This window comes from Psychrobacter glacincola (genome assembly GCF_904846075.1).
GTDB lineage: Bacteria > Pseudomonadota > Gammaproteobacteria > Pseudomonadales > Moraxellaceae > Psychrobacter > Psychrobacter glacincola_C.
Genome location: NZ_CAJGZH010000002.1, coordinates 282,591 through 297,574, shown reverse-complemented (window position 1 = coordinate 297,574; position 14,984 = coordinate 282,591). Strand labels below are relative to the sequence as shown.

The window sequence follows — 14,984 nt, the reverse complement described above, 5'->3', positions numbered from 1 at the left end:
AAAAATGACCCGACCAAACCCTGCTTTTGCCCCACAACTATCTGTCCCCGCCACCTATATGCGTGGCGGCACCTCAAAAGGTACATTCTTTAAACTATCTGATTTACCAAAGCGTTGCCAAGTTGCTGGCGAGTCGCGCGATAAGTTTCTGCTACGTGTCATCGGTAGCCCTGACCCTTATGGCAAGCAAATAGATGGTCTAGGCAATGGCAGCTCTAGCACCTCAAAAACGGTAATCTTATCTGAGTCTTCTAGCTCAGACCACGATGTGAACTATCTGTTTGGACAAGTCAATATCGCCAAACCAATGATTGATTGGGCTGGTAACTGTGGCAATTTAACCGCTGCGGTAGGTGCTTGTGCCATTAATATGGGTTTGGTCGATGCCGATAAAGTGGCTAATAGTATTAATGAAAGTACGGATAACGTCATTTGCGAAGTACGTATTTGGCAAGAAAATATCGGTAAAACGATTATCGCTCATGTACCTGTTTATACTGATGAGCAAGGAAAAGTGCAAGTACAAGAAATCGGCGATTTTGAACTAGACGGCGTCACCTTCCCAGCCGCCGAAGTCAAAATCGAATTTATTGATCCCGTTGATTCATCAAGTGACATGTTCCCCACTGGCAACTTGGTCGATGATTTTGATGTCTCTGACTGTAGTCTAAATACTGATAGCGTCAAGGCAACTTTTATTAGTGCTGGTATCCCAACCATCTTTATGAGAGCAGAAGATTTGGGCTTTACCGGTACTGAGTTGCAAGGCGACATCAATGGCGATGGTGAGCTACTTGCCAAGCTTGAGATGATTCGCGCAAAGGGCGGCGTGGCGATGGGGCTATTTAAAGACGTCAGTGAAGCGCAAACCAGTCAACATATTCCTAAAATTGCTTGGGTTGCCCCTGCACAAAGCTATACCGCTTCAAGTGGCAAAGCCGTTCATGCCAATGATATTGATCTGGTCGTACGGGCGATGAGTATGGGTCAATTGCATCATGCGATGATGGGCACAGCAGCGGTCGCTATTGCCGCCGCAGCGACCACGCAAGGGACATTGGTCAATGAAGCAGCAGGTGCAGGCGAGCTGACCGAGGTGCGTTTTGGTCACCCTTCAGGAACCTTACTTGTAGGTGGAAAAACCGAGCAAGTCGATGGACGCTGGCAAGCCAAAAAAGTCTCGATGAGCCGCTCGGCACGCCGTATTATGGTTGGTGAAGTGTTTGTACCAGCGGATGCTTTTTAGTTAAGGAGACTTAAATGGCTTACGATCTTACAGAAAAACTAGTTATCGGTATTTCATCAAGCGCATTATTTGATCTTAAAGAATCAGATAGTATATTCAGGACAGAAGGCGAGCAAGCCTATAGAGAATATCAGAGAAAGAATCAAGATGATGCTCTTAATACTGGGGTCGCCTACCCTTTTATCAGGAGACTATTGAAGCTAAATGAGCTGCTTAAAGATCCGTTAGTAGAAGTTATTTTATTATCACGCAATGATCCTGACACCGGCCTCAGGGTTATTAACTCAATTGAACATTATAACCTTTCTATTACTCGTGCGGTTTTTTTGCAAGGTCGATCAGCACACGAATATATTCCAGCCTTTGATATTGAATTATTTTTATCTGCTAATGAGGGAGACGTTAAACAAGCAATAGAGGCAGGTTACCCAGCAGGTCAGATTTTACATGGAGATATTTCTGATAATATTGAAGATACGCAATTGAGAATAGCATTCGATTTTGATGGCGTGATAATCGACGATGAATCTGAAAGTGTTTATAAAGAAAATAAAAACCTTGATGAGTTTCACCTCCATGAGTCTACTAAGGTTGATATAGCTCATAATCCAGGACCACTAAAGAATTTTATTGACCGTATTTCTCATATTCAAAAACTTGAAAATGATTATAAGCTTGAAAACCCTAATTATGAACCAATGGTAAGAGTCTCTATCGTCACTGCAAGAAACGCACCTTCACATAAACGTGCAATTAACACAATGCGTGAATGGGGTATTCTTGCAAATGAAGCTTTTTTTATGGGCGGAGTAGACAAATCAAAGGTTCTTGAGATATTAAAGCCTCATATCTTTTTTGACGACCAGATGACACATTTGAAATCATCTGGTGTATTGCCATCAGTTCATATTCCTTTTGGAATCGCTAATAAAGTAGTACATAATGAAAGCTAATTACTAATATTCATAAAAATACATGCCAACATCTCCCCAGCCACGCCATGTGCAGTTAGATAAAAAGCCGCCACTCAAAAAAACGGAGCGGCGGGCTCTACTATGGGATATCCTCAAAAAGCTTGCCGTTTTTGCCGCGCCATATAAAGTTTTAATTATTGCCACACTGATACTAACGGTGCTTGGCTCCTTTACAGCGCAAGTTAATGCCTTTGTGCTGCGCTATGCAGTTGATACCTTGACCGAAATTGCCACGCTTGCCGAGCCGTGGCAGGCAGGCGTGCGTATGCTAGGTATCATCAGTGCCGTACTCTTAACCAAAGAGATACTGTCGATATTTATCTCTTTTGGTCAGCGCTTTTATGGTGAGAAAATTCGTATCAATCTCTCGCGTGATTTATCGCAAAAAATCATTGAGCGCATCCTCACCTACCGCATGGCATTTTATACCAGTAGCGAAAACGACAGCGGCAAGTTGCAAACGCGTATCGATTATGGCGTTAGTAGTCTTACAAGCTTAGTGCAAAACTTCTTTATCGATATGCTACCGCTGTTTGCCAGTGCGATCGTCTCACTCATCATTATGTTTTCGACCAATTTTTGGATAGGCTTGGTCGGTCTTATTATCATTCCCATTTATTTCTTCATCAGCCAAAAACAAGCGCGGCGTCTACAAGGATTCCGTCGGCAGATGCGTGGCTATCGAGAAGCCAAAAGTGGCTTGGTTATCTCCTTGATCAACTCCATCAGCGTGGTAAAATCCTTTGTTCGTGAGTCGATAGAAGCAGAAAAACATTTAACCATTCAAAAAGACATGACTGACAATCAGCTGCGCATTCGCAGTATTGGTTTTATTTATGATGCGATAAAGACCTTTATTGAGCAGATTGGTGTGGTGGTAATCATTCTGCTGACGTCCTACTTTGTTTTAAAAGGCGAGATGACCATCGGTATGATTTTATTCCATGTCATGCTATTCCAAAACGTCGCCGCCCCTATCCGCCAATTGCATCGTATTTATGATCAGATTAATAATGCCCTGACTTACGCTGAAGGCTTCTTTGATATATTAGAAGATGAAGGCCAAGTTGAAGATATCACGGGCAGAAGTAGTAAAAATTTAAAAGGTCATATTGAGCTGAAAAACGTTGATTTCACGTATCCGAATGGCACGCAAGCGCTAAAAGATGTCAGCTTTACTATCAAGCCCAATCGTATTACTGCGCTGGTGGGTTTAAGTGGTGCTGGCAAGAGTACGATTATCAGCTTATTGGTAAAGTTTTATGCGCCAGATAGCGGCACCATATGGCTAGACGGACATAATTTAGCCGACTGCGATACTCATGAATTGCGTCAAAATATTGGCTTGGTACTACAAAGTAATCATATATTTTCCGGTACGATTAGCGAAAATATCCGCTATGGTGATATGAATGCGACTGAGGAAGATATTATCATTGCAGCAAAAAAAGCCTCCATTCATGAGCAAATTATTAATTTAGCAGAAGGCTATGAGAGTACAGCAAAGTCATTGTCTGGTGGTCAACAGCAGCGTATCGCGCTGGCACGGATGTTTTTAAAAGATCCACCCATTGTGTTTTTGGATGAGCCAACCGCTAGCCTCGATGCCATCGCCAGCCAACAAGTGAAGAAAAGTCTAGATCTCATCAAAAAAGATCGTACCGTGATCATGGTCTCGCATAATATTGCCCAAATTATCGATGCGGATGACTTGGTCGTGATAGAAGATGGTCGCGTGGTTGAAACCGGTACGCATGAAGCGCTATACGAGAAACACGGCAAGTATTTTGAGATATTCAATGCCATGTCGGACAGCTTAAATTTGGATAAAATCAGCCAGACTCTAAAGGGTTAGGAATGGTTAATCTGTGCCTAAATCGTTATAATGCCAATCTTTTACCGCCTATATCCAGAAGCTAGCCCACTATGACTTGTGAATTTTCTATCAAAACCTTTGATGAGCTGACCTCAGTTGATCTGTATCATATTTTAAAAGCCCGATCACAAGTGTTTGTGGTTGAGCAAAACTGCGCCTATCAAGATATGGATGAGGTGGACTTTGATTGCCTACATCTTATCGCGCATCAAAACGAGGCGTTGGTAGGCTACTGCCGTATCATTCCGCCTGAATTTAATAAATTAAAATCCAATATATCGGTCGCCGACCCTACGATTAAGACCAATCATACTGCTATGCCTGCCATCGGTAGAGTGTTGGTATTATCAGAGCACAGAGGTGACGGTATAGCACGGCAGATGATGATTCATGCCATAGCGCACTGCCGTAAAAAATATGGTAAGAAGCGCCCAATTATACTCTCTGCACAAGCCTACTTACTTAGCTTCTATGAGTCCTTGGGGTTTGTACCTGAAGGCGATCATTATCTCGAAGATAACATAGAGCATGTGAAAATGGTTCTATACGTTGCCAAGAAAAACAAAGTACAAAAAGAGCGTACTGAGTCTGCCTCCACAACGAACAAAGTATTAAGTTTTCTGCTGTTTATCATGGCGGCTTTATTTGTGTTAGGTCTGCTATATTTGATGATTTAAGCGCGCCACAAGGTTTTAATTTTTAACATAATTCAGTTTGGTTGTTTCATATTGAGTATGCTACTTTTAAATGATGGCTAATTTAAAAAAATGACCGAGATAATGGGTCAAGGAAGTAGCACACTCAAGGAAGAGGAGACAACCATGTCAAATGATAATTTAGATACAACAAATTCAAATAAAAATGATGCAACGGTAGAAAGCAATGTCCGTCCAGAATATGACATTGAGATTCAAAAGATTGCTGATTATGTACTTAATTATTCGATAGATAACGACTCCCCCAATAGCGCAGATGCTTGGAATACTGCGCGTCATTGCTTGATGGATACGCTTGGTTGCGGCCTGCTTGCGCTACGTTTCCCTGAATGTACTAAGCATCTGGGTCCTGATTGTGCCGATCAGCTTACCCCTAATGGCGCGCGTGTGCCTGGCACCTCTTACCGCCTTGACCCTATCAAAGCCGCCTTTGATATCGGCTGTATGGTGCGCTGGCTCGATTATAATGACACGTGGCTGGCTGCTGAATGGGGACACCCTTCGGACAATTTAGGCGGTATCCTAGCAGTCGCCGATTATATCAGCCAACAAAGTGTCAGTCGCAATCATCCGCCATTAACCATGCGTGAGGTGCTTGAGGCTATGATTATGGCGCATGAGATTCAGGGGGTACTTGCACTGGAAAACTCATTCAACCGTGTGGGTCTTGATCATGTGTTTTTAGTTAAATTGGCCTCTACTGCTGTGGTCGCCAAGCTCTATAAATTGCCACGTGAGCGTATCATGGCTGCCATCTCGCAGGCGATCGTCGATGGTCAGGCGTTGCGTACCTATCGTCATGCACCCAATGCCGGTAGCCGTAAATCTTGGGCGGCAGGCGACGCTACCAGTCGTGCGGTACGCTTGGTTGATATTACCCGTCGCGGTGAAATGGGTATCCCTGGGGCACTCTCCGCACCGCAATGGGGTTTTTATGATGTATTGTTTAGCCATACCAACAAAGACTTAGCCCTTAAACCTGCAAACGAGCGTCATTTTACTTTCCAGCGTGAGTTTGGCAGTTACGTGATGGAAAACATTTTATTTAAGTTAAGCTTTCCTGCCGAGTTTCATGCGCAGACTGCTTGTGAGGCTGCTGTTATTTTACATCCACGCATTGATGACAGAATCGACGATATTGAAAAAATTGTCCTGACCACTCATGAATCCGCGATTAGAATTATCTCTAAAGAAGGCACATTGGCCAACCCTGCTGATCGAGATCACTGCTTGCAATATATGGTCGCGGTGCCTTTGCTAACTGGAGATTTAATGGCAGAAAATTATGAAGACGATTATCATGCGCAGCACCATGTTTTGATCGATGGTCTACGCCGCAAAATGATCGTAGAAGAAGATGCGGGTTATTCAAAAGATTACCATGACCCAAGCAAGCGCTCGATTGCCAATGCCATTCAGATATTTTTTAAAGACGGTAGCAGTACCGACAAGGTTGTTGTCGAATACCCTATCGGACATAAGCGCCGCCGCAAAGAAGGTATTCCTGTATTAGAAGCCAAGTTTCGTGCCAGTTTAGCAACGCGTTTTATCGACAGTCGCTGTCAGGATATTTTTGCGCTTTGTAGCGATCAAACCCGCTTAGAGCACACACCTGTACATGAGTTTATGGACTTGTTTATGGCGAATTAAGCATTTGCCTATTTGAAAATTACCTTTATCTTATCAATAACATAGCGCGTGTTATTGTCTTTAATATAATGACAACGACACGCCTTTTTTTATCCATTAATAGCTAGCTTCTAAAAACTACCAAGGTATGGATTCCCCTGCCCAGTCAACAAAGCTTCCTGATTGCAACGCTGTCATACGGTTAAGCACTTCTAATAAGCATTCCACACTATAGGCTGGCGAGAACAACTGACCTTCGGCCACATTACCTTGAAAAGGGGCGGATAGTTGCGTATTTACCGTTCCTGGCTGCATGACAACCACGCACACGTCTTTGAGCGAGCGACTCCATTCAATACTCAGGTTTTTCATACCCATATTGAGTGCCGCTTTACTCATACGATAGCTATACCAGCCGCCCAGTTGGTTGTCACTGATACTACCAACGCGTGCAGATATCGTCGCAAAGATTGCGGGCTTATCATTACTACGCGCAGATTTGGCTAATAGTGGTCTAAAATGCTTGGCAATGAGTAAGCTGGCTAAGGCATTCACTTGCATGTTTTGTAAAAAGAAATCAGTCTCAACCTGACGCAGCGCTTTTTCTGGCTGCTGCGTCGCCGTATGTAATAACCCTGCACAATTGATAATCCAATCAATATGAGTGGTTTGCTGCTGAATAACCTCGGCTGCTTGTTGGATACTCTGTTCGTCGCAGAGGTTCATGGATATCCAATGCAGATTGTCAGCCTCAAAATCAGGTACATTGTGATGATAAGTTGCAAAAACATGAATACCCTGTTTTCCACAATTATCGGTATTCGCATTCTCATCCTCATTGCCACTGGCAGTACCATTTAATAAGTGTTCAATCATCGCTCTACCAATGCCGCCTGTACCGCCAACGATTAGATACGTTCTGTTATTCATGATGATTCCTTTTTTGGATTCTCTTTAACAGCGTTTTTTCACCCTCTGTTTTTTTACACTATTGTCATTATCATTTTGTTCATTATTCATTTTGGCTGATTTTTATTGTCTTTACCATGATAAAAATGCTTAATAAATGTTCATTTTTTAACATTTGGCGAAGGCGTGTCCTCATATATACGCTACAATAATCAAGAATTATCTCCTACATAAACGCCTTTATATGGATGTTATCGCATTATGCTATCACCCCAAGATCAATTGACTGAGTTGGTACGCACGCTTGAGACGCAGCAACATGTCTTTGCCACTGACCCGCTACTTATCACGGAAAAACTACAAGGTGAGGATGGCAAACCCATTCAAAAATTGCACCGCCGAGCCTCACGCATCGATAGTAATGGTGTGCTGGCACGAGTATTGGGCAAAATTGACGGGCGTATCAAAGGCATCATGGTGGTCATGAGCGTGGTGTGGTGTCTCTCGGGATTTTTGGGATTATTCACCTTACTACAGACCAATGTGGTGAATTTCTTTTATGTCTTGGTTTGCTTGCTGGGTTTTCATACTATTATGCTGTTAGGCTGGCTGGTGATGAGCATGATTAATCAAGGCAAGCCGTCTTCGAATTGGTTTGCCAATTTTGTCAGTCCCAATTATCTGATACGTGGCAAGGATGATGTTACCAAGGCGGCAGTCGGTTTGTACGAACGCCAATTACAGCATAGCGGGATGCGCTGGTATTTGGGGCGCTTTAGTCATCAGTTATGGCTGGCAACGTTGACGGGCATGCTGCTGGCGATTATCTTCCTGTTGATTGTGCGTCAGTATAGCTTTAGCTGGGAGTCGACTTTACTATCCGATCAAGCGCTAATTACTTTGACACAGGTACTTGGCTGGTTACCAAGTATGGTTGGGTTTGATGTGCCAAATAGCAACGCTATTGTACAGAGTCGCTTGGTGACTGATGCGATGCCATTGACTGTTGCGCGGCAATGGGCAGGCTTATTGGTTGGTAGTTTGCTGATGTACGGTATTGTACCAAGAGCGATTGCTTGGGCGTTTTGCGCATTGATGTTCCGTCGTAAAAAGATGCGGTTGGACATCAAGCAGCCTTATTATCAAAAGATTTTAAACTTTTGGCAACGTCAGGTGGTAGATGCTGATGACTTTAAAGAAGTGCCTGCGTCTATTGCGCCAAAAGCAGCTGTCAGCGCTGGCAAGAAGCTGGTTGCTTTGCTTGAGTATCCATCAGAGCAAGATAACTGGTGGCTTGCAGGTCTGGATGCCAATATTAATAATAGCGAGATAGAGAATTTCGGTATCGTTGATGATCGTGACGATATGGCACGTCTGAAGACGTATTTAGACAATCATCCCGTTCAAGTACTATTAGGTATTCATAGCAAGGCCTTACCTGACCGTGGTACGCTACGCAAACTTGATCAAATCGCCCGCCATGCAAAAGATGGGCTCATTGTGCAGTTGCTGAGTGATTCAAGCGCTTTAGAGTTAACCAAGCAGGTTGCAGACAATCAAGATGTTCGTTATCAGCAGTGGCAAACCGCCCTTGCCGCTCGGAAAATTGGTCTAGTGAATAATTGATTGACTAGCCAAAATGGGATTATCAGTTACTTAAGACAAATGGTTAGTATTAATACCGAAATAGCGCATAATTTGTTCTACAATAAAAGCCACTGTATGTTTGGTCATTAATAAATATAAGACGATATTATGAATAATGATAATAAAAAAGAGAATTATGAACACAATAAGCCTGCTGGTCTCTTTGCAGATAAGGCTTATGAGGCAACCCCTAACCCTAACACCGCAAACAGCACTTTAAAATCAGCTGTAACTGAGTCAGTGGAAACTCAAGACAATCAACCTTTATCAACTGAACCATTAACAACAACGACAAGTATGACAAGGAAAACCATCGCCAGTGGTGAACCGCTAAAATTGGCCGTCGTTGGTCATACCAATACGGGCAAGACATCCATACTACGTACACTATTGCGTGACGTCTATTTTGGTGAAGTCAAAAACGAAGCCGCAACTACCCGTCATGTAGAGCAAGCCAAATTAACAGACAGCCAAATGGGCGAAGTGTTGGTGGTATTGTATGACACACCGGGTTTAGAAGATGCGTCAGGATTGATGGATTGGTTGGAGGACAATACTGCCAGTCGGCGTGATGGCATTGAGCGTTTGCAACAGTTTTTGGCAGCAGACATTGCCCAAGGTGGTGATGCGCTAAATAGCAATGAGGACTATAGCCAAGAGGCCAAAGTGATTCGGCAGCTGCTGGCAAGTGATATGGCCATTTATGTCGTCGATGCACGTGAGCCAGTACTCGGTAAATATAAAGACGAGTTAGCTATTTTATCTTGGGCAGCGATTCCTGTGATGCCAGTATTTAATTTCACTGACGCTCAAGATGCCAATATAGATGAGTGGCAGACCATGCTGGCAAGACGTAATTTACATATCTCAACGCGCTTTGATTCTGTTGCCTTTGAATTTAACGATGAGATGCGTCTATGGCAAAATCTTGCGACTATGCTCACTCACTCAGAGATGCTTGAGCAGTTGATGGCACGTCGTACTGAAGACTGGGCACAGCTAAATGACGAGGCCAATATTATCATTGCTGATTTTTTAATCAATGTTGCTGCTTTTGTTCGTGAGATTAGTGAAGATGACGACCCAATGCCAGTATTACAGCAAATGCAAGAAGCTGTTCGCCAAAGCGAACGTGCGATGCAGAACAACTTGCTCAATTTATATAAGTTTTATGACAATGACGTAGCAGCAACGCCACTTGAGCTAAAAGCTTATCAACAAGATCCGTTTGACCCTGAGCTGCTAAAAAGTTACGGTATTCGCACCACTTCTGGCGCGGCAGCTGGCGCGTTATTGGGTCTTGGCATCGATGCTGCAGCACTTGGCACTACTTTAGGATTAGGTGCTGCCATTGGCGGTATCGCAGGTGGGCTGTTATCTAATACCAGTAGTATTGCCGATAGAATCACTGGGGTAAAACGTTTATATATCGATCCTGCTACTTTAACGCTATTAGCCACGCGAGCGATAGATTTACTCACCGCCCTGCGCCATCGCGGTCATGCGGCAACCGATGCCACGCAATTGCTGTATAAAGGTGAGAAATCCAGTATTGAACAGTCGTTAGATGACGAAAGCACCACTGTCACACCATGGCCAACACATAAATTGCCCAGTGAGCTAAAAAAAGCTCGTGGTAAACCGCAATGGTCATCACTCAGTAGTGGTAAGTCTGAACAAGCGCAGCTATTACGAGCAGATATGGCATGGTCGCTGGCAAGTAAGCTACAGTCATATAAACCTGAGTAATTATCGTCAAGTTTGACTAAAGTTGTAGATGTTATTATTTAAGTACTGGTCGCAATAGAGCACCTAGTGCAACAGTGCCGCGTACGTCCGTTTGCTGCAAATAAATGGGATATAGCGGATACTTGGGAAAGCTTTGCTCAATATCTTGCATTAATTGCTGTTGGCGTTCAGCTCGATGACGCCAAAACGCATCAGACTGGGTCGGTTCTATCAACTGATTGATAACGATGGCGGCTGGCATGAGCTTACTGTCTTCTAACTGAGCTATCGCTCGCTTTGTTTCAGCCAGTGGCAGTACATCAGCTGTCATAACCAATACTATGGCGGTTTGTGTACGGTCATGCAGTAGCAACCCTGCCTGACGAAACAGCTGCTTGCGTTTCTCTAGTACGGATACTGCTTGCTCCCAGCGGTCAGTTTTGTTTGCGGCAAATGGATTGGCTAAGTCATTTTTGTTATTGTGTGGTTCATAATTGCCTAAATGATTTGCCACTGAGCGCAGTTTTGCCTGCCGCCGCTGCTGCGCTAGCAATCCATCCGTCCATGCCCCCATCATTTCAGGCAGCACTAATAAACGCAGTGTATGTCCCGTCGGTGCGGTATCAAAAATGACGTGCTCATAGCCAGCATCTGCTGCTGCAACCAAGTGCTGACACATGGATTCGAGCATGGCGGCTTCTTGTGCGCCAGGTGCTGATTTTGATAGCCGTAGATGCTCGCGAATTTTTGGCATCATGTCTGGATTGGCATAAGAGGTGATGGTGCGTTCAACTTGGGCAAAATGCTCATCAACGATGACGTCAGGGTTTAGTTCAATAGCATCTAGACAAGAAGTTACTGCTGTTTTTTGGTTTTTGAGCGGGACGTTTAACACATCGCCCAAGCTGTGTGCTGGATCGGTCGAGACAATCAGTGTCTTTTTGCCATGATTGGCATAATAGCTGGCAAGTGCGGCGGCAGTGGTGGTTTTACCGACACCGCCCTTCCCACCGATAAATATAATCGGTTGGGTTGCCAGTTGCTCTACCAATGCGGGTAAAGGGTGTAATGCCATACTTGTATCTCATTTTAATGAATTCAAAGGAAACTAGCAGCAACCTACGTGGTCAAAAGGGCATCTATCCATACCCATTCTGGTATGCCATTCATGGAAGTTTTCTAAAAACAATGGCTGCAACTCTAATGTATAAAAGCTTGCCGGATTGTCGATACCCAAGCTTTCCGCAAACATGAGTAGCATGAAAAAATCTTCTTCATCACGCGCGGCGCGTGCCATTGTCTGACGATAAGGCGCATGATAAAACTCATTTAACCCAGCCACAAACCGTTGCCACCATGGCTCAATATTTTTTATGGGTTTTGTTATATCCGTGTTTTCCATAATCACTCTTCTTTTGCGGATGCTTATTAACTATCATGCCTATATGAGACAAAAAACGCCAGCAATTGCTGCTAGCGTTTTTTATACATTTCAGTAAATATTTAACTAGGCATTCAACATGGCTTAGAGGTTACTTTTGCCTCTGTGTATTGACCATTCTTTGCGGAGTACCGATAGACTCTCAAACGTCACTAAAATCGTGGCTATTAAGATAATGATATCCATAATAATAAGCAGCCAATTACCATCATTGAAAAAGGTTTTTAGCTGAATCAATAACGCAAAAACCGTCATGACCAGTAAAAATGACAATGGCCCCAAGGTATACCACACAGGTCTGCCTTTACGTAACAAGATGACAGTAACAATCATCAAGGTTAATGCGGCCATTAGCTGATTCGTCGTGCCAAATAACGGCCAAATAATCATACCGCCAGCACCATCGATGCCACCAGCACCAAAAGCTAACAACAAACAGCTACCAACGGCAAGCAATGTTGCCACCACACTTTTATTTAGAACAGGTAGTTTATAAATTTCACCAAACTCTTGGAAAATATAGCGTTGCAAACGTACTCCAGTATCCATCGTGGTGCCAGCGAACAATGCTGCCATTACCGTCAGCATCGTCTGTGATAAAACCATATCAATGCCGACGCCTGCATTCAGTATGGTTGCACCGCCATCAATAAAGGCACCAATAGAGCCATCGCCAAATTTTTGATAAACGGCTTGCCAGTCGCCAAGGGTTGCAAAGCCTGCTGTTGCCGCGAGTATCGCACCAAGTGCCAGCATCCCCTCACCCATGGCACCGAAGTAACCAACGAATCGCACATCCTCTTCTTTATCAATCTGCTTAGACGTCGTACCCGTTGCCACCAAACCATGAAAGCCTGAAATTGCACCACAAGCAATGGTGACAAACAATAAAGGCACCATAGATGGTGTACCGATTGGCAATGCCGTGTTTATCGCTGGCGCGACAATATTCGGCGTCGCAATAAAGATGGCGGCATATAACAAAATTAGACCGACAAATAACTGTAAGCCATTGATGTAATCGCGCGGCTGCAAGAGCATCCAAACTGGTAATAAAGAAGCGATTGCCGCATAAGCAAACAAGATAATAATCCAAACAGCATTGTCAGGTAAGCCTAAGAATGTCTCAGGTAATACGACAGGGAACATAGGACCAAGATAGATAAGCCCATATAAAGCCGTGACCCCAATGATTGATACCCAAACCAGATTCATCTTGTAGCGATAAATACACTGACCGATGATAAAGGCGACTATCAAAGCACCCCAAACTGGCAGCACAGCGGATGGGGTTTTTATCATCATATTAGCAATAGCGACACCAAATACCGCATTCACCATGAGTAATAATAAGAAGATAACGATCATCATCAAGCTACGTACACGTGTACCCATGACGGTACCGGCAATCGAGCCAATCGATTGACCTCGATTGCGCATACTTGCCCAAATGGCTGACATATCGTGGACACCTGCCATAAAAATCGTGCCCAATACTACCCAAATGATAGCAGGCACCCAGCCCCAAATAACGGCAATGGCAGGACCAATAATCGGCGCCGCTCCTGCGACTGAAGTAAAATGATGTCCCCATAGCACATATTTATTGGTGGGGATATAATCCACCCCATCTTTCATAGTGTGCGCTGGCGTGGGGATACTGTTATCCAATGCCAAGATTTTAGTAGCGATAAATTTTGAGTAAAACAGATAACCGCAAAGCATCGCGGCAACAGCAAACACTAGCACGATTGCACTATTCATCTTATCTCTCCTTAGACAAGTAATAGGTAGCCTTATAAGTTCAAGCTTTTTAATTTAGAATATAAAAAATATGTTAAATTAGTCGGCGACTAGTGACTTAGCGCACCTGTTGAAAGGCTGTTTATAGAAGTACTGTGGTATCATCATCCATTAATAAGGCTTTGCATTGTATCGTTAGCACATGTCACTAGTCAGCATATGGTGAGTCTTTGACTGCAACCCATCTAGATACTAACTGATTTAACGACAAATGTAACGCTGGTTAAACATGAAAAACAACAAATAAAGGAAGCACCATGGCGCATTATTTTGGGTTTGTACCTTCAGATAAATTGAAAGCATTAATCATTGACGCTGAGCAAGTGATTGCCTCAAATGAGGAGGTCGAATACTACCCATATCGTGATGCCCTGACGCATCAAACAGCACGTGATCTAATCGACAATTTGTTGATTGGATTGGTAGATATTATTCCAAACCCTGAACGTCAAGCCTCCATGCGAGAAATTGTTGGCACAGTTGAAAAAGCGACAGATACGCTGCTTAACATCTTACTCGGTAAAGAGAATAACGAAGAAGTAATGCCAAGCTTTCACTTCTTGAGAGATCGGGCGACGTTTATTGATAATGAAGGTGTAAAACGAGTGGGTTTCAAATTATCTGATGCAGATGCGCAAACCATCGAAAAAGGCTTTGCTGCTATCACACCTGAGCAAGTAGATATGAAAGCATTTAAAACAGCGCTTGAAACCATGAATGAAGAGACATTGACTCACTTTATCAGCCGCTATGCTGAAACCCTGAAACTTGGCATGATTAAACGCAAAGCTGTCCCAGTTGCCAAAGCCGCCATTGATAAAGGCATGAGTATGGCCTTAAATAAGTTGCTACCCGACCTACCGGATCGCTCTTTAAATCGTTTAGCAAACTATTACCGCCCTTTCATCGTAGAAAAGCCGGAATAAATGCCAGTATTTGATTAATTTTGTCTCAAAAGACAGATGGTATTGGGCAAATTCACTAAAATTTGCTAAAATAAGCGGCACTTTTTACC

Annotated in this window: 12 protein-coding genes; 8 read left to right on the top strand and 4 right to left on the bottom strand. The window is 43.6% G+C overall.

Features of this window, described 5'->3' with window-relative positions:
- The first annotated feature begins 4 nt into the window (after positions 1-4).
- The 5 genes from prpF to JMW85_RS07335 all read left to right on the top strand — a co-directional run bounded on the left by prpF (position 5) and on the right by JMW85_RS07335 (position 6,462).
- Positions 5-1,246: a 2-methylaconitate cis-trans isomerase PrpF gene (gene prpF / locus JMW85_RS07355; protein WP_201581320.1), complete on the top strand. Its 1,242-nt coding sequence runs from the start codon at positions 5-7 to the stop codon at positions 1,244-1,246.
- Between the two features lie 14 nt (positions 1,247-1,260).
- Complete coding sequence (locus JMW85_RS07350) at positions 1,261-2,199, top strand: 5'-nucleotidase (protein ID WP_087815406.1); 939 nt, start codon at positions 1,261-1,263, stop codon at positions 2,197-2,199.
- Between the two features lie 22 nt (positions 2,200-2,221).
- Positions 2,222-4,075 (top strand): ABC transporter ATP-binding protein, encoded by a 1,854-nt coding sequence (locus JMW85_RS07345; RefSeq protein ID WP_227681708.1) that lies wholly within the window; start codon positions 2,222-2,224, stop codon positions 4,073-4,075.
- A 71-nt stretch (positions 4,076-4,146) separates the two neighbouring features.
- Positions 4,147-4,773, top strand: a complete 627-nt coding sequence (locus JMW85_RS07340; RefSeq protein ID WP_055125822.1) for a GNAT family N-acetyltransferase — start codon at positions 4,147-4,149, stop codon at positions 4,771-4,773.
- Between the two features lie 144 nt (positions 4,774-4,917).
- On the top strand, positions 4,918-6,462 hold the full coding sequence (locus tag JMW85_RS07335) for a bifunctional 2-methylcitrate dehydratase/aconitate hydratase (protein ID WP_201581319.1): 1,545 nt from the start codon (positions 4,918-4,920) through the stop codon (positions 6,460-6,462).
- Positions 6,463-6,579: 117 nt separating this feature from the next.
- Here JMW85_RS07335 and JMW85_RS07330 read toward each other — a convergent pair whose 3' ends face one another.
- Positions 6,580-7,371 carry an SDR family oxidoreductase gene (locus JMW85_RS07330; protein WP_087815398.1) on the bottom strand — a complete coding sequence of 264 codons (792 nt, stop codon included), beginning with the start codon at positions 7,369-7,371 and terminating at the stop codon, positions 6,580-6,582.
- A 240-nt stretch (positions 7,372-7,611) separates the two neighbouring features.
- On the opposite strand from JMW85_RS07330, the gene JMW85_RS07325 reads away from it, so the two are divergent.
- Complete coding sequence (locus JMW85_RS07325; RefSeq protein ID WP_087815396.1) at positions 7,612-8,976, top strand: DUF2868 domain-containing protein; 1,365 nt, start codon at positions 7,612-7,614, stop codon at positions 8,974-8,976.
- A gap of 129 nt (positions 8,977-9,105) precedes the next feature.
- A complete protein-coding gene (locus JMW85_RS07320; RefSeq protein WP_201581318.1) occupies positions 9,106-10,746 on the top strand; it encodes a DUF3482 domain-containing protein in 1,641 nt (546 codons plus the stop codon).
- Between the two features lie 34 nt (positions 10,747-10,780).
- Here the strand turns inward: JMW85_RS07320 and JMW85_RS07315 are convergent, their stop codons facing one another.
- The 3 genes from JMW85_RS07315 to JMW85_RS07305 form a co-directional block, all read right to left on the bottom strand.
- The gene (locus JMW85_RS07315; RefSeq protein WP_201581317.1) at positions 10,781-11,800 is read right to left on the bottom strand and encodes an ArsA family ATPase; all 1,020 of its coding nucleotides are present in this window, start codon (positions 11,798-11,800) and stop codon (positions 10,781-10,783) included.
- 33 nt (positions 11,801-11,833) lie between these two features.
- Positions 11,834-12,127 carry a cory-CC-star protein gene (locus JMW85_RS07310; protein ID WP_201581316.1) on the bottom strand — a complete coding sequence of 98 codons (294 nt, stop codon included), beginning with the start codon at positions 12,125-12,127 and terminating at the stop codon, positions 11,834-11,836.
- A 123-nt stretch (positions 12,128-12,250) separates the two neighbouring features.
- Entirely contained in the window at positions 12,251-13,930 is a 1,680-nt protein-coding gene (locus JMW85_RS07305) for a carbon starvation CstA family protein (protein WP_055125815.1), read from the bottom strand.
- 296 nt (positions 13,931-14,226) lie between these two features.
- Between JMW85_RS07305 and JMW85_RS07300 the strand changes: the two genes are divergently transcribed.
- Positions 14,227-14,895, top strand: coding sequence for a hypothetical protein (locus JMW85_RS07300; protein WP_201581315.1), 669 nt, complete (start codon positions 14,227-14,229; stop codon positions 14,893-14,895).
- Positions 14,896-14,984: the final 89 nt, after the last annotated feature.